A 22,973-nucleotide genomic window follows, 5' to 3' on the forward strand; every position below is an offset into this window, starting at 1 on the left:
CGAGGGGCCCATTTGAGTCACCCTAGGATCGATTCAGACCTAACAGGCCGCTTCGGATCTGTTTGACGTACGGGAGGCATTGTGGCCGAGAGAACAGAAGTCGTTTTTGTGGATGGAGTTCGAACCCCGTTCGGACGCGCTGGCGAAAAGGGCATGTACTGGAATACCCGGGCCGACGACCTTGTGGTCAAAGCGATTATCGGGCTGATGGAACGAAACCCTAGTGTACCGCCCGACCGCATCGATGACGTCGCTATCGCAGCCACGACCCAGACCGGCGACCAGGGTTTGACCCTGGGGCGCACCGCCGCTCTGTTGGCCGGCCTGCCGAAATCAGTTCCTGGTTTCGCGATTGACCGTATGTGCGCCGGGGCGATGACTGCCGTCACCATGATGGGCGCGTCCATCGGTTTTGGCGCGTACGACCTCGCCATCGCCGGTGGCGTCGAGCACATGGGGCGCCACCCGATGGGCTTTGGGGCAGACCCGAACCCGCGTTTCCTCTCCGAGCGGCTGGTCAGTGAAGACGCACTCAACATGGGCGCGACCGCCGAACGCATTCACGACCGGTTCCCCGAGTACACCAAGGAACGCTCCGATCGGTTCGCGCTGCGCAGCCAGCAGAAGGTTGCCGCAGCGTACGCGGCCGGAAACATTCAGCCCGACCTGATTCCCGTTGCCACGCGCAGCGAATCCGGATGGGGCCTCGCGACCCGCGACGAAGCACCGCGCCCTGAAACCACCCTTGAGGGCCTCGCGACTCTCCGCACGCCGTTCCGTTCGCATGGCCGGGTCACGGCGGGCAACGCCTCCGGCCTGAACGACGGCGCATCCGCTTGCCTGCTGGCGAGCGGCGCCACGGCCAAGGAACTCGGCCTCGGCGTGAAGATGACCATGACCAGCTTCGCCTTCGCCGGCGTGGAACCGGAGGTCATGGGCCTTGGGCCGGTGCCCTCCACCGAAAAAGCGCTGCGCAAAGCCGGCCTGTCGATCACCGACATCGGTTTGTTCGAGCTCAACGAAGCCTTTGCCGTGCAGGTCATCTCCTTTCTCGACCACTTCGGCATCGACGACGAGGACACACGCGTGAACGAATACGGCGGAGCGATCGCGCTGGGGCATCCGCTCGCCTCCTCGGGCGTTCGCCTCATGAACCAGCTCGCCCACCAGTTCGAGGCGCACCCCGAGGTGCGCTACGGCCTCACCGCGATGTGCATCGGCCTCGGCCAGGGTGGCAGCGTGATTTGGGAAAACCCGCACTTCAACCAGAAGGCAGCCAAGCGATGACGACCACTGATTACAACTCTCTCGATTTCAGCTCGCTCGTCGCGATCTCCGGCGACGAGGTCGTCACGCACTCCTTCGTGCGCGACGTGCCACTTTCCGACGGCCGCACGCTCGCGCTGGTCACCCTTGACAATGGGCGCGATCACACGCGGCCGAATACGCTCGGCCCGGTCACCCTGCTGGAGTTTGCCGCCACCATGGACGAGCTCACCGCTCGTGCGGGGCGTGGGGAGATTGACGGTGTCGCCGTCACGGGCAAACCGTTCATTCTCGCCGCCGGCGCCGACCTCAGCAAGGTCGCCGAGATCCCCTCGCTCGAGGCCGGCAAGCTGCTCAGCCAGCTCGGCCACCACGCGCTCGGCAAGCTCGACACCCTCGGCGTGCCCTCGTTCGTGTTCATCAACGGGCTCGCACTCGGCGGCGGACTCGAGATCGGCCTGAACGCGAGCTACCGCACGGTCGACGCGGCCGTTCCCGCGATCGCGCTTCCCGAGGTTTTTCTCGGTCTGATCCCCGGCTGGGGCGGCTCCTACCTGCTGCCCAACCTGATTGGCATCGAGAATGCCTTGAAGGTCATCATCGAAAACCCCCTCAAGAACAACCGCACTCTCAGCGGAGCGGATGCCCTCGCGCTCGGTATCGCGGATGTCATGTTCACGTCGGCCCGGTTCCTTGAAGACTCCATCAACTGGGCCGACGGCGTCATTGCCGGGCGCCAGAAGGTGTCTCGCCCGAATGCGCCCGGCAAGATCGAGCGCCTCGTCAAGTGGGACGTGGCCGTCGGCATCGCCCGCAAGATGCTCGTCAACCGCATTGGCGAAGTCGCCCAGTCACCGTATGTGGCACTCGACTTGCTCCAGGCGGCCAAGAGCGGCAGTCGCGCCGAAGGTTTTCAGCGCGAGGATGAGGCCCTGGCCGGCCTCATCGTCGGCGATCAGCTTCAAGCGAGCATCTACGCCTTCAATCTCGTTCAGAAACGCGCCAAGCGGCCGGCCGGAGCGCCGGACAAGAAACTTGCCCGGCCGATAACCAAGGTCGGCGTGATCGGCGCCGGCCTCATGGCAAGCCAGTTCGCACTGCTGTTCGTGCGCCGCCTCAAGGTGCCCGTCGTCATCACCGACCTCGACCAGGCCCGCGTTGATAAGGGTGTGGCGTACATTCACGACGAGATCGCCGCGCTCCAGACCAAGAGCCGCATCTCCCCCGACGAGGCAAACCGCCTGCGTGCGCTCGTCACCGGCACGACGGACAAATCGTTGTTCTCCGACGCCGACTGGGTGATCGAGGCCGTCTTCGAAGAACTGGCTGTCAAGCGGTCAGTGTTCGCCGAGATCGAAAAGTTCATCTCACCCGAGGCGATTCTGGCCACAAACACCTCTTCGCTGTCAGTCGAACAGATTGGCGCAAAGCTCACGCACCCGGGGCGCCTGGTCGGGTTCCACTTCTTCAATCCGGTCGCCGTCATGCCACTCATCGAAGTGGTCAACACGCCACAGACCAACGAAGTGACGCTTGCCACGGCGATGGTCATCGCCGGCAAGCTGCGGAAAAACGCCGTGATCACCAGGGACACCCCCGGATTCGTGGTCAACCGTGTGCTCGCCAAGCTGCTCGGTGAAGCCATGCACGCCGTTGATACCGGCACTTCGTTCGAGGTCGTGGAAGCCGCTGTAGCGCCGTTCGGACTGCCGATGACCCCGTTCGAGTTGCTCGAGCTCGTCGGTCTCACCGTGGGCGCTCACGTCCTTGATACGCACCATGCCGCTTTCCCCGACCGGTTCTTCGAGAGCGACAACCTGCACAAGCTGGCCGAGCACGGCAAAATTCTCGAACGCGACAGCAAGGGACGCCGCACGGGTTTCGACAAGGGCGCGCTGAAGATCGTCGCTGGCGGCACCACGCCGATGACGGCCGAGCAAATTCTGCAGCGGGTTGAAGACGGCCTGGTCGACGAGATCAAGCGCATGCTGGATGACAACGTCGTGCACGCGGCCGAGGACATCGATTTGTGCATGGTTCTCGGCGCCGGCTGGCCGTTCCAGATGGGCGGGATCACCCCGTACCTCGATCGGGTTGGCGCGACCGAGCGGGCATCCGGCGGCACGTTCCACACACCGCCAATCCGCGGTATCGGTGCGTCGGTACGCGCGGCAGCCGCTCACAGCTAGCGAGAACGGGGTCTGGACATTGATCAGGCCCACCTTAGGAAAGCGGGCCCATGATCTATCATGGGCCCGCTTTCCGGGCCCGGGCCCGGTCCGTATCCGAGGCGGGAGAGGCTAGTCTCGGCGGGTTACCTGGATGGCACCGGTGTCGGTGTGATCGGCGGGAAGCGGCCTGGCATTGGGAATCTTGCTGCCGAGCACCATCGCGACCACGTCGCGGGCGATCACCTGCGGCGTCAGCCCGACCCGCTCGAGAATCTGGGCACGGCTGCCATGATCGAGGAACTGGTCGGGCAAGCCGAGTTCGGTCACCGCCGTGTCGACTCCCGCCTCCCGCAGGTCCTGACGGATCCGCGTACCGATACCACCCACGCGAATGCCGTCTTCGATCGTGACGACGATGCGGTGCGCGGCCGCGAGGCTGATGATGCTCCGCGGCACGGGAACGACCCAGCGCGGGTCGACGACGGTTGCACCGATGCCCTGGGCGGCGAGTCGGTCAGCGACGTCGAGCCCCATCGCCGCCATCGGACCGACGGTCACTATGAGGACGTCGAGTTGAGTCGCTTCCTGGAGCACATCGACGCCGTCATCGAGGCGGCGAATGGCTTCGAACTCGAGCTCGACGGTGCCCTTGGGGTAGCGCAAAACCGTAGGTCCGTCGTCAACGACAACGGCCTCAGCCAGTTCTTCCCGCAGCCGAACGGAGTCGCGCGGCGCCGCCAGGCGAATATTGGGAACGACCTGCAAAATAGCGAGGTCCCACATACCGTGGTGGCTCGGGCCGTCCGGCCCGGTTACCCCCGCACGGTCCAGAACGAAGGTGACGCCGGCCTTATGCAAGGCAACGTCCATCAGCACTTGGTCGAAGGCGCGGTTGATAAACGTTGCATACAGCGCGACGACCGGATGCAGACCGCCGTAGGCCAGCCCGGCCGCGCTGGTCACCGCGTGCTGTTCGGCGATTCCCACGTCGTGCACACGGGAGGGAAAACGTTCGGCCATCTTGTGCAGCCCGGTGGGACGCAGCATGGCGGCGGTAACGCCCACGATGCGCTCGTTCCCGATCGCTAAGTGCAACAGTTCGTCGGCGAAGACCGAGGTCCAGGATGCCGCACCGGGCTCTCCGACGGATTCGCCTGTTTCCGGGTCGATCTGCCCGACCGCGTGGAACTGGTCGGCGACGTCTTGCACTGCCGGGTCGTAGCCCTTGCCCTTTTGAGTGATGGCGTGCACGATGACCGGTGCGCCGTAGCCCTTGGCCTGGGCGAGGGCCTCTTCCATCGCGTGCACGTCGTGCCCGTCGATTGGGCCGATGTACTTGATATCGAGGTTTGAATACAGGGCTTCGTTGTTGGTAACCCGCGCGAGGAAACCATGCAGGCCACCACGCACACCGCGCCAAAGGGCCCGTCCGGGCGTACCCATGCGATCAAACATGTCTTTGCTGGTAAGGTACGCATCCCTATAGCTGGCCCGCGTGCGGATGGTATTGAGGAAACGCGCCATGCCGCCGATGGTCGGTGCGTAGGAACGCCCGTTGTCATTGACCACGATGATGAGCTTGCGGGTGTTGTCGTCACTGATGTTATTGAGCGCTTCCCAGGTCATTCCCCCGGTCAGTGCCCCGTCGCCGACGACGGCGACAACGTGCCGTTCGTTCTGGCCGGTCATTTCAAAGGCACGGGAGATGCCATCGGCCCACGACAGTGAGCTGGAGGCGTGCGAACTCTCGACGATGTCGTGCTCCGATTCGGAGCGCTGCGGATAGCCCGCAAGCCCGTCGAACTGGCGGAGCCTGCTGAAGTCCTGGCGCCCGGTGAGCAGCTTGTGCACGTAGGACTGGTGACCGGTGTCAAAGACGATGGGGTCGGTCGGCGAGTGAAATACCCGGTGGATGGCGATGGTCAGCTCGACGACACCAAGGTTGGGACCCAGGTGCCCACCGGTCTTGGAGACCTCCCGAACGAGAAAGGAACGGATCTCGCTGGCCAGCTGGGGCAGCTGCTCTTTCGAGAGACCATCGAGGTCCCGGGGACCATGAATCGTCTCCAGAAGGATCATCCGTCACACCTTTCACGTCACTGTTCAACAACACCATTCACAAGCAAACCGGCGCATAGACCCGAATAGATCGAGTCTACGCGCCGGTGTCGTGCTGGTCGCGCGAGACGCCGGCTTAGACGAGCGAACGCAGCACGTACTGCAGGATGCCGCCGTTGCGGTAGTACTCGGCTTCGCCCGGGGTATCGATGCGCACGATGGCGTCGAACTCGACCGGCGCCTTGCCTGCCGCCGAGAATTCACTCGGAGCGCAGGTCACGTGCACGGTCTTCGGGGTCGTACCGTTGTTCAACTCGGTGATACCCGAGACCGAGACGATCTCGGTACCATCGAGGCCAAGCGAATCGGCGCTCTGGCCGACCGGGAACTGCAGCGGCACAACACCCATACCGATAAGGTTCGAGCGATGAATGCGCTCGAAGCTCTCCACGATAACGGCCTTGACGCCGAGAAGGCTCGTGCCTTTGGCTGCCCAGTCGCGGCTGGAACCCGAGCCGTATTCCTTGCCACCAAAGATGACCAGCGGGGTTTCGGCGGCCTGGTAGTTCTGGCTGGCATCGTAGATGTCGGCCTTCGGGCCTCCGGCAACGCTGAAGTCACGGGTGAATCCACCCTCGACGTTGTCCAGGAGCTGGTTGCGGAGGCGAATGTTCGCGAAGGTTCCGCGAATCATGACCTCGTGGTTTCCACGACGCGAACCGTAGGAGTTGTAATCGCCACGGGCGATGCCGTGCTCGGCCAGGTACCGGCCGGCGGGGCCATCCGCCTTGATCGAACCGGCGGGGCTGATGTGGTCGGTGGTGACGGAGTCGCCGAGCTTGGCAAGCACGCGAGCACCGGAGATGTCGACTACCGGGCTGGTTTCCAGCGTCATGCCGTCGAAGTACGGGGGCTTCCGCACATAGGTGGACTCGGCATCCCAGGCGAAGATATCGCCGACGGGAGTTTCGAGCGACTGCCAGCGCGCGTCGCCGTCGAAGACGCCGGCGTACTGGGTTTCGAACATGTTCGAGTCGATGGACTCGTCGATGGTCTTCTGCACCTCGTCGGCGTCGGGCCAGATGTCCTTGAGGAACACGTCGTTACCCGCGGTGTCCTGGCCGAGAGCGTCGGTGTCGAAGTCGAAGTTCATCGTTCCGGCCAGCGCGTACGCGATGACGAGCGGCGGGCTCGCCAGGTAGTTCATCTTCACGTCGGGATTGATGCGTCCCTCGAAGTTGCGGTTACCGGAGAGCACTGCCGTGACGGCGAGGTCGTTCTCCTGCACGGCGGTGGAGATTTCGTCTTCGAGCGGGCCGGAGTTGCCGATGCAGGTCGTGCAGCCGTAGCCGACGAGATAGAAACCGAGGTCTTCGAGGTAGCCGTTCAGGCCGGCCTTCGCGTAGTACTCGGTTACGACTTTGGAGCCGGGAGCGAGCGTGGTCTTGACCCACGGCTTGCTCTTGAGCCCCTTGAGGCTCGCGTTGCGGGCCAACAGGCCGGCCGCAAGCATAACGCTCGGGTTCGACGTATTAGTGCAGGAGGTGATCGCGGCGATCGCAACGGAACCATTGTCGATCGTGAACGCACGACCGTCGGCCAGGGTGACGTCGGTCGGCTGCGGGTGGGATACCGTCGGGTGGCTGGCCTGACGGGCCAGGCCACTTTCAAACGCGTGGTTGTGCGCGGTCTCTTCGTCCTGCGGGGTGAGACCGATCGGGTCTGAAGCCGGGAAAGTACCCTCTATTGCCGCGTCCACGAGGGAGACCGGCGCATTGGCGTAGTTGTCCAGGTCGCGCTCGAACTGGGTCTTGGCCTCGGAGAGGATGATGCGGTCCTGTGGGCGCTTCGGTCCGGCGATCGACGGGACGACCGTGGACAGGTCCAGTCCGAGGTACTCGCTGAAGACCGGCTCCTGGTCGGGGTTGTGCCAGAGGCCCTGCAGCTTGGAGTACGCCTCAACCAGCGCGACCTGCTCCTCGCTGCGACCGGTGAGGCGCAGGTAGCCGAGGGTGACATCGTCGATCGGGAACATGGCGGCGGTCGAGCCGAACTCGGGGCTCATGTTGCCGATGGTGGCGCGGTTGGCGAGCGGCACCGAGGCGACGCCCGACCCGTAGAACTCGACGAACTTACCGACGACCCCGTGTGCGCGGAGCATCTGGGTGATGGTGAGCACGACATCCGTTGCGGTGACGCCGGCCGGGATGATGCCGGAGAGCTTGAAGCCGACAACCTTGGGGATGAGCATGGAGACCGACTGGCCGAGCATCGCCGCTTCGGCTTCGATTCCGCCGACGCCCCAGCCAAGCACGCCGAGGCCGTTGACCATGGTGGTGTGCGAGTCGGTGCCGACACAGGTGTCGGGATAGGCCTGCAAAACGCCGTTAACCTCTCGCGTCATGGTGACGCGGGCAAGATATTCGATGTTGACCTGGTGCACGATGCCGGTTCCCGGCGGAACGACCTTGAAGTCGTCAAACGCGGTCTGGCCCCAGCGGAGGAACTGGTAACGCTCACCGTTGCGCTCGTATTCGATTTCCACGTTGCGCTCGAACGAGTCGGTCGTGCCGAACAGGTCGGCAACGACGGAGTGGTCGATGACCATTTCGGTCGGGGCGAGCGGGTTGATCTTTTTGGCGTCGCCGCCGAGTTCAACGAGGGCTTCGCGCATGGTGGCGAGGTCGACAATGCAGGGAACACCGGTGAAGTCCTGCATTACGACGCGAGCCGGCGTGTACTGGATCTCGGTGTCGGGCTCAGCGGTGGGGACCCACGCGCCGAGGGCACGGATGTGCTCGGCGGTGATGTTGGCGCCATCCTCAGTGCGAAGGAGGTTCTCGAGCAGCACTTTCAGGCTGTATGGCAGCTTTTCGTACCCGTCGACGGCGTCCAGACGAAAGACTTCGTAGTCCGTCGATCCGACGCGCAGGGTGTCTTTGGCTCCGAAGCTATTTACCGCGGTATTTGTTGAATCCGACACAATGCCCTCTCCGTTGTGGGAGCCGACGGGAGACCGGCGGCAATCCTCAATTCTTGTGGCAGGCACAGCCTCGTGCCAGCAAGGCAAGCCTAACCAGCGGATGCCGGGACCTGCCTTTTTCCATCACGCTGTACCGGCGAGTTCTCGCCGGGCAACTATCTTGACGTCGAGATAACTCTAGCAGGCGCGAAGGCACCCGAGTCGTCATTCAGACCGCGTCAACGGCATCCGCTTTGCGGTAGACCGAGCGCACCATGAGCCACGAAACAATCAGGAGCGGCGCGTACAGCGGGATGCCCATGAGGAGTTTCATCGAGGCGAGTAATTCAACGTTGTTGGCCAGGTAAAGCGGCAGTTGCACGGCGAGGCGAGCGAAAAAGAGACCGGTCCAACACAGGGTGAGGATGGTCAGCACTCGGCGCTTGGACGCGTCGAGGCGCCAGGCGACACCGTCACCCATGAGAAAACCGACGGCCACGCCGATGAGCGGCCAGCGCACGAGTACGGAGAGCAACAGGGCCGCACCGTAGCCGGCGTTGGTCCACAGGCCCACCAGAAAGAAGTCGGACGGTTTACCCGAGAACAATGCGAGCGCGACGCTGATCGCAGTTCCAACGAGGCCGCCGAGTGCCGGCGTCGTGGTCTGCCTGGTGATCGCCCGCAGGGCAACGAAGATCACGCCGATCACGAGCGGCGCCACGAGCGAGGGCAGCAAGGTGCCGATCGGGTCGCTCGTCACGTCTGTGGAGGGATCGATAGTGAGCGAGTAGGTGATCAGAAAGACCAAGCCCGGCAGTACAGCTTCAATCAGGCCGCGAATGCCGCCCATCGCCGCCAGCAGCGCCTGTCCACCGATCGGCTTACCCTCGGTAACCGCGCCGAACCCGGCGCGCCGCGCCGCACCGGCCATCGACTCGGCAAACAGTCCGGAGGCTGCCGGAGGCAACTCGTCCTTCGGTGCGGCGTGCGGTTCGCTGGACTGCTCTGACTGACCGGGCTGCTCCGGCTGATCTTTGGGGGTGTCGCTCATGGCCTGTTTAGACTGCGGTGGGCTCGGTCGCGCCAGCAGGGGTGGCCGGCATACGTAGTGGAATCAGATCACGCGGCGGCATCGGTGTGGACCCGCGCACGACGACGATGCTGCGGAAGAGGTCTTCGATCTGCGCGGCAGCCTCTGGGTCGATTGCGCCCTCGCCGGCGATGACACCCCGCAGGAACCAGCGGGGGCCATCGACGCCGATGAAGCGTGCAAGGCGGGTGACGCCGCCGGCTTCCTGTCCGGCCGCAACGGGGATCTCGGCGACGAGTTCGGGGCCGAACGGGCCTTCTCGCGGAGTTGTGGTTCCACCCTGCTTGCCGATCTGGTCGGCGATCTGATCGCGAATTTCATGCCACAGGCCGCTCGAGCGCGGCGCGGCGAACGGCTGCACTTGCAGGGTTGATCCGGCGAAGTCAAGGCCGATGGCCACCACACGCTTACTTCCCTCTTCAATTTCGAGGCGCAGGTGCAGCCCCTCCCGCGGGAGGATCTTGATACCACCGAGATCCACATACGGACGTACCGGGTTGGCCTCTGACTCGTCGAGCGGGCCCTCGGTCTCGCGGTCTTCGGGCGCCGACTTCGGCATCGGCTCGGGGATCTCCCCAGGCTTCGTGAGGTCACTCACTGGTTGTCTCCTGACTGTGGGACCGTACGGCCCGATACTGGTGCACTGGTGTGAGTGCTCGCTGCCGGGCGGGGCACAACACCGGTCGAGCCGAAACCGTTCTCACCGCGCTGGCTGCCCGGCAGCTTGTCGACGGCAATGAACGTGGCACGAACGACGGGCATCACGATGAGTTGGGCGATGCGATCGCCGACAGCGATCGTAAACGATTCAAACAGATCGGTGTTCAGCAAGGTCACCTTGATTTCGCCGCGGTAGCCAGCATCCACTGTGCCGGGAGAGTTTACGATCGTGATGCCATATTTGACGGCCAGACCGCTTCGAGGAACAACGAAGGCCGCAAAGCCATCGGGAAGGGCGATCGACACGCCGGTACCGACAAGTGCACGGGTTCCCGGGGCCAGCACGTGCGCCTCGGCCGCGTGCAGGTCTGCCCCGGCATCACCGGGGTGTGCGTAGTTGGGGAGGATGGATGCCTGGATCAGTACTTCGACGCTTTCTGCCACGTGTCGAGGGTAGTGCAGATATCTGATCGAATAGAGCCATGCCTGAATACCGTGAAAAACTGTGGCCCAACGTCTGGGCCTTCATCGTTACCGCCCTGGTGATACCAGCGAGCATTCTCGTGCTCGTACCGATTTCCCTGTTTGCGGGGATCGTCACGGCCGCGGTTTTGTACGGCGGATGCGTGCTGCTGCTCGTGCTGGCCGCGCCGGTCGTGCGCGTGCAGAACGGCGTTTTGACCGCCGGACCCGCCACGATCTCTACCGGGCTTCTCGGCGAAGCAACGGCATATGAGAAGTCGGAAGCCACGCAGGAGCGTGGGCCCCGCCTGGACGCCCGAGCCTGGCTGCTCATTCGCGGCTGGATCGACCCGGTCGTGCGCGTGCCCATCGTCGATGCGACCGACCCGGCGCCGTACTGGGTCATTTCCACCCGTCACCCAACAAAGTTGGCCGCCGCGATCAATGAATCGCGAACGGCCAACGTGGAGTGAAGGTTTAGGAGTCGCACTCCAGGCAGACGGTGCCGAGCTTGGTCTCGTGTCCCATCTGCGAGCGGTGCTTCACGAGGAAGCAATTCACGCAGGTGAATTCGTCGGCCTGCGCGGGCAGGACGACGACATCGAGATCCAGGTCGGACAGGTCGGCGCCCGGAAGGTCGAACCCACCGGGGTTGTCGGAGTCGTCGACATCAACGCTGCCGGACATCTTGTCTGGCACACGTTCCTTGAGAGCCTCGATCGACTCAGAGTCGTCTTCAGTCTTTCGGGGTGCGTCGTAATCGGTTGCCATGCCCATCCATTTCAGTTACGCCGAAAAACGAAATCGGCGGCCACAGTTTCCAACAATCCAGACGGAATAGCAAACCGCCCGCCAACCTTTTTATTCGGACACGAAGAAACAACTTGCGGCACGCCCGGCGTATTCCCGCAAAAAGGCACCAACCCGTGGCAGTCTTGCAGCCAACGGTAATCGCGAGAGGGCTTGTCTTCATGCAGGAATTGAAGGTTATTGGGGTTGAGAACGGTGCGCTGCTCGCAGCGTCCGAAGATGGCGATCGATATCGCATCGCCATTGACGAGGTTCTTCAGTCCCGGCTTCGCCAAACCCAGACGGAACGCGTTAACGCTCCCAAGCTGTCCCCGCGGGAAGTTCAGGCGCACATTCGCTCCGGCATGTCCGCCGAGGACGTCGCTGCGGTCACCGGGGCATCGCTCGAGTACGTGCGCCGCTTCGAAGGTCCGGTCGTGGCCGAGCGGGAGTACATCGTATCCTCGGCGCTGAGTGTTCCGGTGCACACCGCCATCGACCCCGATCCGATCGACGAGAACGTCAACTTCGGCAGTGTCATTCGTGAACGGCTCGCCTCACTCGGTGCGACCGGCGAACGCTGGGCGAGCTGGAAAGAGCCCGGCGGCGGCTGGATTGTCAAGCTGTCGTTCACGGCCGACGAGATCGACCACGACGCCCGCTGGGGCTTTGAACCGAAGAAGAATTCGCTGTCGCCGGTCGGCAGCGAAGCTGTCGCGCTGTCGCAGCAGGGAGAGCTCAAGGGTTCGTTGATCCCGCGCCTGCGTGCCGTCGGCTCCGAGACGAGCACCGCCGACGTGTCACGATTCGACAGTAACGCCTTTAACTTCAAGGAATCCCTCGCCGACGAAATCCTGAACGACACCAGCCCCAACCTCGAAGCCGTGCCGCACTCGCGCTCGCTGAGCCGGGACGATGCGGTGTCGAAAGCGGCCATCAAGCGTGCTGCAGAGCCGGCCTCGAACATGAGCGAAACCGCCGACCTTCTGGAATCATTGCGTCGACGACGCGGCGAACGCGAGGCGGCGTCGAGCGCGGATGCGTCTGCGTCTGCGTCTGCGTCTGCGGCCAAGCCGATGGCATCCGCTTCGGTGCCGACGCCCACGCAGTCGCTGCGACCCCGACCGGCGACGTCGAGCGACGCCACGGTCACCGATGAGTCCAGTGCGGCGCCCGCCACAACCCCCGAGCCAACCGGTAACGTTTGGGCCAACCAGGCGGCCCGCGCCCAGGAACGTACGAATCACGGTCGTACTGCGCCCAAACGCGGCCGGGCATCCATGCCGAGCTGGGACGAGATCGTGTTCGGGGCTCGCACCGACGACGACTTGGGCTAGAAAGCGCGGAGGCTAGCCGACGAGCCAGGCGTAGCGCCGTTGCGGGCGGCCGGTCTGGCCGTAGGGCAGGCTGACGACTGCCTGCCCCGTTGTGACGTGGTATTCCAGATATTTGCGGGCCACCACCCGGGACAGGCCGAGCAGTTCGGCGCACTCCGACGCGGCCAGGTCGGGTTCGCTGCCGAGCAAGGCCGCTGCGGCCAGCGCAGCCGTCTCCTTGCTGAGACCTTTCGGCTGGCCGTTACAAGCGAGGAGCGGGTGCCTGTCATCGACGCACCCACCCTGACCGAAGAAGGCATCGACCTGGTCTTCACCAACTGGCGCGGTCTCCTGGCCGCACCGGGTCTCACCGATGCCGAGATCGCTCGCCTCGTCAATGCCGTCAGCGTTATGCACGACAGCCCGGAGTGGATGCGCGTCCTCGAGGACAACAGCTGGACCGATGCCTTCATCACCGGCGACGATTTCAGCACCTTCTTCACCGAACAGGACACCCGCGTCGCCGACGTGCTGAAAACTCTGGGCCTGGTCTAACCATGACCGCCCCCAGCACAGGAGTAGCCCCCGGGCTGCGCGCCCGACTCCAGGGTCGCTCCGAGCTCGGCGTCGCCGCCCTGCTCGCGGTGATCGCGATCGTTATCGCGGTCGATACCGCGAACATCCGTCACACCGCCATCAACGTCGGCGTGATGGGACCGCGGGTCGTTTCCACGATCATCGCGATCGGCCTGGGCCTGTGTGCGATCGCCCTGGCGATCTCTGTGCTGCGGGGCGGCCACGCCGAGGCCGAAGACGGTGAGGACATTGACCTCACGCAAAAGGCCCACTGGCCGACCGTCTTCGGCCTCGGCGGCCTGATTTTCGTGTTTGCCCTCACGATGGACTTTCTCGGCTTCGTGATCGGCAGCGCGCTGCTGTTCTACGGTTCCGCACTGCTGCTCGGCTCAAAGCGCTTCATCTGGGCGCTCGTGATCGGCATTCTTCTGGCCGTTGGCACGTTCTACGGCTTCGTACTGGGCCTCGGCATTAACCTGCCGGCCGGCCTATTGACGGGAATTCTCTAATGGAAAACCTCACCCTGCTGATGGAGGGGTTCAGTAACGCGCTGACCCTGCAAAACCTGCTGTTCGCCCTCATCGGTGTACTGCTCGGCACCGCCGTCGGCGTGCTGCCCGGTATCGGCCCGGCCATGACCGTGGCCCTGCTGCTGCCGCTCACGTATGCGCTGGACGTGACGGGGTCGCTGATCATGTTCGCCGGTATCTACTACGGCGGCATGTATGGCGGGTCGACGACCTCGATTCTGCTCAATGCCCCTGGCGAATCCTCCTCGGTCGTCACGGCACTCGAGGGCAACAAGATGGCCAAGGCCGGCCGCGGCGCCCAGGCGCTCGCGACCGCCGCGATCAGCTCCTTCGTGGCCGGCACCCTCGCCACCGGCGCCCTCGTCTTCGTCGCCCCCTTCATCGTGGCGATCGCGATTGGGCTGGGGGCTCCGTCGTACTTCGCGATGATGGTCTTCGCCTTCGTCGCCGTGAGCGCAGTGCTTGGCTCGAGCCGTATTCGAGGTCTCGCCTCGCTGTTCATCGGGCTGACCATCGGGCTCGTGGGGCTCGATGGCACGACCGGGCAAGCACGGCTGACCTTCGGCCAACCGCTTCTTTCCGGTGGTATCGACGTCGTCGTCATCGCCGTGGCCCTGTTCGCAGTCGGTGAAGCCCTGTGGATCGCCGCCCACCTGCGTCACGGAATACCACCGACGATCCCGGTCGGTGTGCCGTGGATGGGCAAGGACGACTGGAAGCAGCCAACAACGCTTCCGCCGCGGGAACGCTGGTGCCGCTTCTGACCCTCGGTCTGCCCACCACGGCAACCGCCGCCGTGATGATCGCCGCATTCAACCAGTACAACATCCCTCCGGGTCCGATGCTGTTTCAGAACGAACCTGTTCTGGTCTGGACGCTAATCGCGAGCCTATTTATCGGTAATGCTCTGCTGCTGGCGCTCAATCTGCCGCTCGCCCCGCTCTGGGCGAAACTGCTGCGCATTCCGCGGCCCTACCTCTACGCCGGTATTCTATTCTTCGCCACGCTCGGCGCCTACTCGGCCGGTATGCAGATCTTAAACATCGGTATTCTGCTCCTTCTCGGCGCCCTCGGCTACATGGCCAGGCGCTTCGGGTTTCCGGTGCTGCCGATCATCGTCGGGGCCATCGTCGGCCTGGAGATGGAACGCCAGCTACGCCGCGCGCTGCAGATCAGTGCTGGCGACCCGGCTGCACTGCTGAGCGAACCGCTCGCGGTCGTCGTTTATAGCGTGATCGTGTTGTTCCTGGCCGGTTTGCCCATCGTCAAGGCGCTGCTTCGTCGGTTCGGCCGCGGCGGACCTACCGACGACCCCCCGGCAGGCGGCGGCACGGACGGCACCGACGGCTTCCGCGAGGATGGGTCGACCGTGCAGTTCGATGCCTTCGGAACCCAGGCCACGGACGGTAGTGCCCGCGTGATCCGCGTGATTCGGCCCAAAGTCGGGCGGTGCGGAAGGTAGCAGATCGGTTGGGTGAGTCACGCCCGGCGCTTCCAGGCCCAGGGGCTAACCGGGGTTGCGCTCCCCGGTGCGGTCGCCGTCGCCGAGCGGATGCTCGCGGTGCAGGCCCAGGACTACCCTGCGGCGCAGTGGGCCCTCGGGGTGCGCTCCCCCGGCACGACGCTCCATGACGTCCAGGCCGTCATTTCGGCCGGCGAGATCGTACGGTCCTGGCCGATGCGAGGCACGCTGCATTTCGTTCCGGCCCGCGAACTGGGCTGGATGCAGAATCTCACGACACCGCGGCTGCTCGCGAAAACCCGCACGATCAACGAGCGACTCGGCCTTGATTGGGCCGTGCTGGAGCGAGCCCGCGAAGCTGCGATCGCCGCCCTGACCGGCCAGAAACAGCTCAGCCGCGCCGAATTCATGGCCATGCTGCGAGCGACGGCTATATCGACAGAGGGTCAGCGCGGGCATCACATGATCGTGCATCTTGCCCGTACCGGAACCCTGTGCTGGGGGCGGCACGTCGGTACGCAGCAGGGACTCTTGCTCGACGAATGGGTGCCCAACCCCCGCCGGTTCGAGCGCGACGAAGCGCTCGGCGAGTTCGTCTACCGGTACTTTCTCGGCCATGGGCCCGCGACACTGGTCGATTCGGCGTGCCAAATCGGCAGACCGTGAAAGCGGATGCGCCGGCATTCACTCGACGCACCCGGCACGGGTTAGCCTTGACCGGTGAAACTAACCTCGGCCCTGCGCGTCCCCAAACGGCTCCCGCTGCTGCAGGTCGTCAAGGTGGCCGTCGCCGTCGCCCTGGCCTGGGTAGCCTCCCAGCTGCTGCTACCGAGCGACCTGCCGATCTTTGCTGCGATCGCGGCCCTGCTCGTAGTGCAGCCGAGCGTCAACCAGACCCTCGGGCGAGCGATCGAACGCACCGCGGGCGTCATCGGCGGTGTCATCATCGCTTCCACGATCGGTTTCTTCCTCGGCGAGTCCAGCTGGGTCGTGCTCGGCACGATTATGGTCAGCCTGCTCGTTGCCTGGGCACTGCGCCTGTCCCCCTCCTCGGCGAGTCAAATTCCCATCAGTGCCATGCTCGTACTCGCCCTCGGTGCCACGACACCCGGGTACGCCCTCGATCGCATCTTCGAGACGTTCATCGGGGCGGGAATCGCCCTCGTCATCAACGCCCTCATCGTTCCCCCGGTATTGATTGCGCCCGCCCGCGACGCCGTCGGGCTGCTGGCCCGAGAGCTGGCCGACACCTTCGACCGCATTGCGCAGGCGCTGCGCACCCCGCAGAGCCCGATCGACCTGATGGAATTGATGATCAAGGCCCGGCTGCTGCGCCCCATGCTCGCGTCGGCAGAGAAGGCCATCGCGCAGGCCGAGGAAAGCCTCATGCTCAACCCTCGCAAGGCCAAGCTGCGCCTGGCCCTCGATGCCGACCACGACATGATCGAGCGACTGCCGACTCTCGTGACCCGCGCAATCGGCATGACTCGTGCCCTGCACGACCACTACGACCCCTCCCTGCAGTTCGAGCCGACCGTTCAGGCTTTCTCCCGGGAACTGGCCCGGGCTGCACACGACTTGGCCCTACTCGCCCGCGCCGACGACGACCCGACGTCCTTACCGGAGCCGGCCGCGCCCGACGTGCTCGCCCTGACCGCGCCGCTGCGGATCGTGACGCCGCACCCTGACCACTGGATTTTGATCGGATCGCTGATGGAAGACCTGCGCCGGGTGCGCGAGGAGATCGTCGGCGACCGCGCCTGAGCCTCCCGGCCCAGAAACGGATGCTCCGCGGGCCTCGGGCGCAGAATCCGCCGGATAGGTGCGCCCCATTTCGGTGCGCGCTCCAGCCACTACAGAGCTACAGTACCTTGGAGAGGAAGTCCCGTGTGCGTTCCTGTTGCGGGTTGCCGAACAGCTCGGCCGGGGTGCCCTCTTCGACGATGACGCCATCGGCCATGAAGATGACCCGGTCAGCGACTTCGCGGGCGAAACCCATTTCGTGGGTGACCACGACCATGGTCATGCCCTCGGCGGCGAGATCACGGATGACCTGCAGCACTTCGCCGACCATCTCCGGGTCGAGGGCGCTCGTGGCCTCGTCGAAGAGCATGATGTCGGGGTTCACTGCGAGAGAACGGGCGATCGCAACGCGCTGCTTTTGGCCGCCGGAGAGCTGGGCGGGTCGGGCATCCGCTTTGTCGGCAAGGCCCACCCGGTTGAGCAGTTTGACGGCGGTGGCGCGGGCATCCGCCTTGGATTCCTTCTTCAACTCAACCGGGGCCAACATGATGTTCTGCAACACCGTCATGTGCGGAAACAGGTTGAAGTGCTGAAACACCATGCCGATGTGCTGTCGCACCTCGTTGAGGTCGACCGTTTTGTCGCCGAGGTCGAAGCCATCGACGATGATCGTGCCGGCGCTGAGCTCGTCAAGCTTATTCAAGCAGCGCAGAAAGGTTGACTTGCCCGAGCCCGATGGGCCAATGACACAGACGACCTCGCCCTCAGTGATCTCGACGTCGAGGCCTTTGAGCACCTCGTTGGAGCCGAACGACTTGCGGAGGCCCCCGACACTAATTTTACTGCCGGCGCTCGCGGTGTTATTGGCGCTGGTGCTCATTTGTTGAACCTCTTGTCGAGCTGATTGGAGAGCATGGTGAGCAGGTTGATGACAATGAAGTAGAGCGCCGCCACGATCAGCAGGGTCTCACCCGTGCGAAAGTTCGAGGCGTAAATCTGCTGGCCCTGATAGGTGAGTTCGGCGAAGCCGATCACCGCGAGCAGCGAGGTGTCTTTCAGGGTCATCACGAACTGGTTGATGAACGACGGCGTCATGATCTTCACAGCCTGCGGCAGCACCACACGGCGCATGGTCATGACATAGCCGAGGCCAAGGCTGCGGCCCGCTTCGGTTTGGCCCGGATCGACCGACTGGATGCCGCCACGCACGATCTCAGTCATGTAGGCGCCCGCGTTCAGGCTCAGGGTGAGCACACCGGCGGTGAGTACGTCGATCGACTGCCCGGTGAGTTGGGGCAGCCCAAAGTAGAAGAAGAACGCCTGCACGAGCAGCGGGGTGCCCCGAAAGATACTCACGTAGACGCTCGCCAGGCCGCGCAGCACGCGACTCTCAGAGACCTTGAAGAAACCGAACAGCACGCCGAGCACGAGGGCGATCACAATCGACAGGGCGGTCGCCAGCAGCGTCAGCCCGAGGCCCTTCATGAGGGCCGGCAGGCTGTCGCTGAGCAGGCCGAAGAAGCTCGTATCCTTGGACGCTGCGGGGGCGTCGAGGTAGGTATCGAGAATTTCCTGATATTCGCCGCCGCTTTTCAGCTCGGCCAGGCCGATGTTGAAGGCAGCTAGCAGTTCGGGGTTCTGGCCCTTGTTGACAGCGAAACCGTAGGAGCTGCCCTGTTCCTTCTCGGTGACGGACTTGAGGCCGTTGTTCTGGTTGATGCCATAGGCGAGCACGGGATAGTCGTCGAAGACCGCGACGGAGTTACCGGCTTTGACGTCGTCGTACATCGTGGCCGAGTCGGCGAGGGCCTTGACCGTGAAGTTGTACTCGTTCTTGATCGAGTTGGCGAAGGTCTCGCCCTCACTGCCGCGTTTGGCGACGACGGTTTCGCCGGCCAGGTCGGCGTACTTGGTGATCTCGGTGTTGCCCTCGGCGACGGCCATCTGCACGCCGGAGTCGAAGTACGGGTCGGAGAAGTCGAACACGAGCTTGCGCTCGTCGGTGATCGACATGCCAGCGATGACGCCGTCCACCTGGTTGGACTGCAACGCCTGCAGCGCCGCATCGAAGCCGAGCGATTTGATCTCTACGGTGAAGCCTTGATTGGCGGCGATGCCCCGAATCAGGTCCATATCGATACCGGTCAACTCACCGTCTTCGCGGTACTCGAACGGTGCAAAGGTGGTGTCGGTGCCGATGACGTACGTTTCGCCGGTGACAGCGGTGCTGGGCTGGCTGGCTGCTGCGGCACTGACGCCGAGCACTCCACCGGTGAGGGCGAGCAGTGCCGTGACGGCGACCGTGAGCTTTCCCGTCCGGAACATATTCAATTTGCGCAAAGGAGAACCATTTCTTGTCGTGCGGTCTGCTCGGCCTGGCGGCCGGTGGTGTGTTTCGCGCCGATCGACGCTGATCTACCGGAGGGCGGTGACTGCACACCCTGTCGAATGAGCCTACCTTGGGGTCCACGCGCAATAATCACCAAGATCGAAGGAGCGACTGTGCGGTTTCGCCAGCTCGAATATTTTGTCGCCGTGGCCCGGGAACGACATTTCGCTCGTGCCGCGGCCGCATGCCACGTTTCCCAACCCGCCCTCTCCGCTGCGATCAGCCGGCTGGAGCAGGAGCTCAATGTTTCTCTGATCAATCGTGGTCATGCCTTTGAGGGTTTGACTACGGAGGGCGAACGCCTGGTCATCTGGGCCAAACGTATCCTGGCCGAGCATGACGCGTTCAAGGCTGAAGTTCAGGCAGTCCAGTCCGGAGTGACCGGCATTTTGCGGCTGGGTGTTGTACCCAGTGCCTCGACGACGGTCGCCCTGGCCGTTGCCGCGTTCTGTGCTGCGCATCCGTTGGCCAGGGTGCAAATCAAATCGGACCTCTCCGCGGTCGAAATCGCCCGACGACTGCGCAGTTTTGAACTGGACGCCGGCGTCACCTACGTCGATGAGGTTGCCGACCCGCGGCTCGTTTTCGTGCCCCTGTACGAGGAACGCTACGTTCTCATCGCGTCCGACGAACTCATTCCGGACGTCCCCGAAACGATGACCTGGCTCCAGGCATCCCAGCTCCCCCTCGCTGTCTTGACGGCGGAAATGCGCAGCAGACAAGTTATCGACGATGCCTTCAGCCGCACCCAGATTCAGATGGTGCCACAGGTCGAGACGGATTCGATCGCGTCCCTCCACGCGCACATGAAGACGGGCCGATGGGCCAGCATCGTGCCCCATTCGTGGCTACAAACCATTACGCCGTCATCGCGCACCCGCGTCGTGCCACTCGTTGATCCCGTCGCGACCGCGCGTGTCGCTGCGGCAATCAGCGCGGCGTCGCCTGGTTCGGTGACTGCGCGAGCGTTCGCGGCCGTTGCCGCGCGGCTTTCCCTGGGAGAGCTGTTCGATCGGGGGCTTCCGCCAGTCGCGCCCGAAGCTCCTGCAATACCTAGGTGATTGATAACGTGCGGTTATCGGCTGGTCAACTTCGAGTCTTGGACAGGCCGGGCACAGGGGCACAGAATGGTACGACCGCTGGAGTTGAGCGCGGAACCAGCCAACCGGAGGCACCGAGAGCGCCCGTTGGCCCCAGCTACGTGATGGATTCGATGATGACCAGTAATCGGGTTCCGTTGTCGACGTTGCAATGCCATTATTCTGATCGAAAGGCCGTGACACCCCCGTGCGCCCGACGCTGTCGTATATTCGCGCGCTCATCAGTGTCGGACCCGCGGTCAATGATCACTGGCCAGCCCTTCGCGTGGGCCTCGGGGTCACCGTCCCGGTTCTGGTCCTGCTGATCTCCGGCCATCCGGAGTTGAGCATATATGCCGTCTTTGGCGCTTTCACGGGCATGTACGGCCGTGGTGAAACCCATCAGCTGCGGCTGGTGCATCAAGCCCAGGCCGCGGCAGTACTGCTGACCGGGGTGACCATCGGGGTGGCGCTGTCGATCACCCACATCGAGGTCTGGGCGTTGATCGCCATCGAGGCCTCCCTGGCCGGGCTGGGTTCACTCGTGGCCGACAAGATACAGCTCAGACCAGCCGGGCCTTTCTTCGGTATTTTCGCGCTGGGAGCCTGCGCGTCGATCCCAACGGTCGTTGGGCTCTGGACTGCCGCGCTGATCTGCGCCGCATCCGCAGTCTTTTCTCTAATCGTCGGGTTTGCTGGCTGGTTTCGAGGCCGCGCCTGGGACTCAACGGCGAGACGTTCTCGCGAACCTCTCTCCCGGCCATGGCTAGCGAAGGCAGGCGTGCACGCCACCCGCTATGTCCTCGCTGTCGCAGCCGCCGGGGTTCTCGGTCTCGTATTCGGGATCGGCCACGCCTATTGGGCTATGGCCGCAGCGGCCGTTCCCCTCGCCGGTGCCGATCTTCCCAGCCGAGTGCAGCGTGGCGTCCATCGAATATTCGGCACCTTTGCAGGTCTGGGCCTCACGGCGGGTATTCTGCTCCTCCATCCCAGTACGACCGTGCTGGTCATCCTCGTCATGGTCTTGCAGTTCCCGACTGAATTATTCATGGCGCGCCACTACGGTCTCGCACTCACTTTTTTCACGCCCGTCATACTGCTCATGACCCAACTCGCCAGCCCGATCGACCCGACATCTCTACTCACTGACCGCGGATGGGAAACTCTTCTTGGTGCCGTGGTCGGGATCGCCGTCGTTCTGCTGATCCGCGACCGGCGTCCACGAGGAAGTCTGCGTTAGCTCGGCTAACGACCAGCAGCCGCGGCCGTTGCACCGGCCCAGAGGGACGCCAGAACGGACTGGGCCGGGCCAGCAGCCGCGGCGCGAAATCCTGTCCCGGCCCAGAGGGCGAGCCCGTCGGGGTCGCCACGGCGGGCGGCATCCGTTCGCAGGCCCTTGGTGAGGTGATGCACCTGGGGATACTCGTGGGGCACGCTCGAATCGTGAGCCGTGACGAAGGCATTTCGCAAGGCACGCGCCGGGCGACCAGAGAAGGCCCTCGTTATGACGGTCTCGGCGAATCGCCCATCGACCAGGGCATTTTGGTGGGCCGGGTTCGCGCCGGACTCCTCTGTACGGAGAAGGGCAGTACCGAGCTGTACGGCGCCCGCGCCGTTGGCGAGCAACGAGGCGATCTGTTCGCCCGAGTGGATGCCGCCCGCCACGATCAGCGGCAGCCTCACCACCTCGCGAATCTCGATCAGCAGCTCCCCCAGGGCAAGGGTGCCCGGTTCGCCCTGAGTGGTGAAGGTCCCCCGGTGCCCGCCAGCCTCCGGCCCCTGCACGCAGAGTGCGTCGACGCCACGGTCGACCGCCTGAAGGGCTTCGGGCACCGAAGTGACCGTAGCGATCAGGAATGAGCCGGCCGCGTGCATGCGCTCTACGGCGTCTCGTGGGGGCAGGCCGAAGGTGAACGAAACAACCGGAACCTTCTGAGCGATGACGACGGCCACCTTATCGGCGAACCAGTCGTCGTCGGTTTCGTCGATTTCGCCGAATGTGGCCGCTGGATTCTCGCGGGCGAGCACGTCGCGATAGGACAGGGCTGCGGCGCGATCACTCAGAGCCGGCTGAGGAATGAACAGGTTGACGCCGAAGGCGCGCTCGGTGCGCTGCTGCACGTCGACGATCTGTTCGGCCAGGGCCTGCGGGGTCTTGTAGCCGCCAGCCAAAAAGCCGAGTCCGCCCGCGTCGCTGACGGCTACCGTCAGGTTGGGAGTCGAGGCGCCGCCGGCCATCGGTGCCGCGATGATTGGAATGTGCAGGTCAGAAAGAGAAAACACGAAGACTCCTTGCCGAAGTGGAGTGGTCATCTAACCGCTGGAAGCATGCTCTAAAACAAACATTCTGTTTATTCCGGGCGGCGAACCCCACAAGGGTACCTTCGCACAGATGAAGGCCCGGTGCCCGGCAACTCGTG

At 64.0% G+C, this 22,973-nt stretch carries 20 protein-coding genes and 1 pseudogene; 11 read left to right on the top strand and 10 right to left on the bottom strand.

Annotated elements, in window-relative coordinates; genetic code table 11:
- The first annotated feature begins 81 nt into the window (after positions 1-81).
- On the top strand, positions 82-1,287 hold the full coding sequence (locus tag CXY70_RS13365) for a thiolase family protein (protein ID WP_104192824.1): 1,206 nt from the start codon (positions 82-84) through the stop codon (positions 1,285-1,287).
- Positions 1,284-3,455 carry a 3-hydroxyacyl-CoA dehydrogenase NAD-binding domain-containing protein gene (locus CXY70_RS13370; RefSeq protein ID WP_104192825.1) on the top strand — a complete coding sequence of 724 codons (2,172 nt, stop codon included), beginning with the start codon at positions 1,284-1,286 and terminating at the stop codon, positions 3,453-3,455. The genes CXY70_RS13365 and CXY70_RS13370 overlap by 4 nt, the downstream gene beginning before the upstream one ends.
- 111 nt (positions 3,456-3,566) lie before the next feature.
- Here the strand turns inward: CXY70_RS13370 and dxs are convergent, their stop codons facing one another.
- The 5 genes from dxs to dut all read right to left on the bottom strand — a co-directional run bounded on the left by dxs (position 3,567) and on the right by dut (position 10,651).
- Positions 3,567-5,516 carry a 1-deoxy-D-xylulose-5-phosphate synthase gene (dxs, locus tag CXY70_RS13375; protein ID WP_104192826.1) on the bottom strand — a complete coding sequence of 650 codons (1,950 nt, stop codon included), beginning with the start codon at positions 5,514-5,516 and terminating at the stop codon, positions 3,567-3,569.
- A gap of 115 nt (positions 5,517-5,631) precedes the next feature.
- Entirely contained in the window at positions 5,632-8,478 is a 2,847-nt protein-coding gene (locus CXY70_RS13380) for an aconitate hydratase (protein WP_104192827.1), read from the bottom strand.
- A gap of 208 nt (positions 8,479-8,686) precedes the next feature.
- On the bottom strand, positions 8,687-9,508 hold the full coding sequence (locus CXY70_RS13385; RefSeq protein WP_104192828.1) for a DUF3159 domain-containing protein: 822 nt from the start codon (positions 9,506-9,508) through the stop codon (positions 8,687-8,689).
- Between the two features lie 7 nt (positions 9,509-9,515).
- Positions 9,516-10,106, bottom strand: a complete 591-nt coding sequence (locus CXY70_RS13390; RefSeq protein ID WP_104192875.1) for a DUF3710 domain-containing protein — start codon at positions 10,104-10,106, stop codon at positions 9,516-9,518.
- A 35-nt stretch (positions 10,107-10,141) separates the two neighbouring features.
- Positions 10,142-10,651, bottom strand: coding sequence for a dUTP diphosphatase (gene dut, locus CXY70_RS13395; protein WP_104192829.1), 510 nt, complete (start codon positions 10,649-10,651; stop codon positions 10,142-10,144).
- Between the two features lie 38 nt (positions 10,652-10,689).
- Between dut and CXY70_RS13400 the strand changes: the two genes are divergently transcribed.
- The gene (locus CXY70_RS13400; RefSeq protein WP_104192830.1) at positions 10,690-11,142 is read left to right on the top strand and encodes a DUF3093 domain-containing protein; all 453 of its coding nucleotides are present in this window, start codon (positions 10,690-10,692) and stop codon (positions 11,140-11,142) included.
- A 4-nt stretch (positions 11,143-11,146) separates the two neighbouring features.
- Here CXY70_RS13400 and CXY70_RS13405 read toward each other — a convergent pair whose 3' ends face one another.
- Positions 11,147-11,440, bottom strand: coding sequence for a DUF4193 domain-containing protein (locus tag CXY70_RS13405; RefSeq protein WP_092112645.1), 294 nt, complete (start codon positions 11,438-11,440; stop codon positions 11,147-11,149).
- A 200-nt stretch (positions 11,441-11,640) separates the two neighbouring features.
- Between CXY70_RS13405 and sepH the strand changes: the two genes are divergently transcribed.
- Positions 11,641-12,795, top strand: a complete 1,155-nt coding sequence (gene sepH / locus CXY70_RS13410) for a septation protein SepH (RefSeq protein WP_104192831.1) — start codon at positions 11,641-11,643, stop codon at positions 12,793-12,795.
- Positions 12,796-12,807: 12 nt separating this feature from the next.
- Here the strand turns inward: sepH and CXY70_RS18375 are convergent, their stop codons facing one another.
- The gene (locus CXY70_RS18375; protein WP_233205936.1) at positions 12,808-12,984 is read right to left on the bottom strand and encodes a hypothetical protein; all 177 of its coding nucleotides are present in this window, start codon (positions 12,982-12,984) and stop codon (positions 12,808-12,810) included.
- On the opposite strand from CXY70_RS18375, the gene CXY70_RS13415 reads away from it, so the two are divergent.
- The 5 genes and pseudogenes from CXY70_RS13415 to CXY70_RS13435 all read left to right on the top strand — a co-directional run bounded on the left by CXY70_RS13415 (position 12,904) and on the right by CXY70_RS13435 (position 17,106).
- A complete protein-coding gene (locus CXY70_RS13415; protein ID WP_233205935.1) occupies positions 12,904-13,329 on the top strand; it encodes a tripartite tricarboxylate transporter substrate-binding protein in 426 nt (141 codons plus the stop codon). The two genes, CXY70_RS18375 and CXY70_RS13415, sit on opposite strands and share 81 nt — an antisense overlap.
- A gap of 2 nt (positions 13,330-13,331) precedes the next feature.
- Positions 13,332-13,859, top strand: coding sequence for a tripartite tricarboxylate transporter TctB family protein (locus CXY70_RS13420; RefSeq protein WP_104192833.1), 528 nt, complete (start codon positions 13,332-13,334; stop codon positions 13,857-13,859).
- Positions 13,859-15,342, top strand: a pseudogene (locus CXY70_RS13425) (tripartite tricarboxylate transporter permease). The gene CXY70_RS13420 and the pseudogene CXY70_RS13425 overlap by 1 nt, the downstream one beginning before the upstream one ends.
- A gap of 12 nt (positions 15,343-15,354) precedes the next feature.
- On the top strand, positions 15,355-16,008 hold the full coding sequence (locus CXY70_RS13430) for a DNA glycosylase AlkZ-like family protein (RefSeq protein ID WP_104192834.1): 654 nt from the start codon (positions 15,355-15,357) through the stop codon (positions 16,006-16,008).
- 54 nt (positions 16,009-16,062) lie between these two features.
- Positions 16,063-17,106: an aromatic acid exporter family protein gene (locus CXY70_RS13435; protein WP_104192835.1), complete on the top strand. Its 1,044-nt coding sequence runs from the start codon at positions 16,063-16,065 to the stop codon at positions 17,104-17,106.
- A gap of 97 nt (positions 17,107-17,203) precedes the next feature.
- On the opposite strand, the gene CXY70_RS13440 is transcribed toward CXY70_RS13435, so the two are convergent.
- Together CXY70_RS13440 and CXY70_RS13445 are read right to left on the bottom strand one after the other, a co-directional pair.
- Positions 17,204-17,965 (bottom strand): amino acid ABC transporter ATP-binding protein, encoded by a 762-nt coding sequence (locus CXY70_RS13440; RefSeq protein WP_104192836.1) that lies wholly within the window; start codon positions 17,963-17,965, stop codon positions 17,204-17,206.
- Positions 17,962-19,410: an amino acid ABC transporter substrate-binding protein/permease gene (locus CXY70_RS13445; RefSeq protein WP_104192837.1), complete on the bottom strand. Its 1,449-nt coding sequence runs from the start codon at positions 19,408-19,410 to the stop codon at positions 17,962-17,964. Before CXY70_RS13445 ends, CXY70_RS13440 begins: the two co-directional genes overlap by 4 nt.
- Positions 19,411-19,587: 177 nt before the next feature.
- Between CXY70_RS13445 and CXY70_RS13450 the strand changes: the two genes are divergently transcribed.
- Complete coding sequence (locus CXY70_RS13450; protein WP_104192838.1) at positions 19,588-20,535, top strand: LysR family transcriptional regulator; 948 nt, start codon at positions 19,588-19,590, stop codon at positions 20,533-20,535.
- 226 nt (positions 20,536-20,761) lie between these two features.
- The gene (locus CXY70_RS13455; RefSeq protein WP_104192839.1) at positions 20,762-21,793 is read left to right on the top strand and encodes an FUSC family protein; all 1,032 of its coding nucleotides are present in this window, start codon (positions 20,762-20,764) and stop codon (positions 21,791-21,793) included.
- 5 nt (positions 21,794-21,798) lie between these two features.
- Here the strand turns inward: CXY70_RS13455 and CXY70_RS13460 are convergent, their stop codons facing one another.
- A complete protein-coding gene (locus CXY70_RS13460) occupies positions 21,799-22,836 on the bottom strand; it encodes a nitronate monooxygenase family protein (protein WP_104192876.1) in 1,038 nt (345 codons plus the stop codon).
- Between the last annotated feature and the right edge of the window lie 137 nt (positions 22,837-22,973).

Origin of the sequence: Cryobacterium sp. Y82, assembly GCF_002929495.1 — a bacterium.
Lineage (GTDB): Bacteria > Actinomycetota > Actinomycetes > Actinomycetales > Microbacteriaceae > Cryobacterium > Cryobacterium serini.

Excerpts from the sequence above, each read along its gene's own strand:
- CXY70_RS13390 (WP_104192875.1), bottom strand. The coding sequence starts at position 10,106 with ATGCCGAAGTCGGCGCCCGAAGACCGCGAGACCGAGGGCCCGCTCGAC.
- dxs (WP_104192826.1), bottom strand. The coding sequence starts at position 5,516 with ATGATCCTTCTGGAGACGATTCATGGTCCCCGGGACCTCGATGGTCTC.
- CXY70_RS13405 (WP_092112645.1), bottom strand. The coding sequence starts at position 11,440 with ATGGCAACCGATTACGACGCACCCCGAAAGACTGAAGACGACTCTGAG.
- CXY70_RS13400 (WP_104192830.1), top strand. The coding sequence starts at position 10,690 with ATGCCTGAATACCGTGAAAAACTGTGGCCCAACGTCTGGGCCTTCATC.
- CXY70_RS13370 (WP_104192825.1), top strand. The coding sequence starts at position 1,284 with ATGACGACCACTGATTACAACTCTCTCGATTTCAGCTCGCTCGTCGCG.
- CXY70_RS13440 (WP_104192836.1), bottom strand. The coding sequence starts at position 17,965 with ATGAGCACCAGCGCCAATAACACCGCGAGCGCCGGCAGTAAAATTAGT.
- CXY70_RS13385 (WP_104192828.1), bottom strand. The coding sequence starts at position 9,508 with ATGAGCGACACCCCCAAAGATCAGCCGGAGCAGCCCGGTCAGTCAGAG.
- sepH (WP_104192831.1), top strand. The coding sequence starts at position 11,641 with ATGCAGGAATTGAAGGTTATTGGGGTTGAGAACGGTGCGCTGCTCGCA.
- CXY70_RS13445 (WP_104192837.1), bottom strand. The coding sequence starts at position 19,410 with ATGTTCCGGACGGGAAAGCTCACGGTCGCCGTCACGGCACTGCTCGCC.
- CXY70_RS13420 (WP_104192833.1), top strand. The coding sequence starts at position 13,332 with ATGACCGCCCCCAGCACAGGAGTAGCCCCCGGGCTGCGCGCCCGACTC.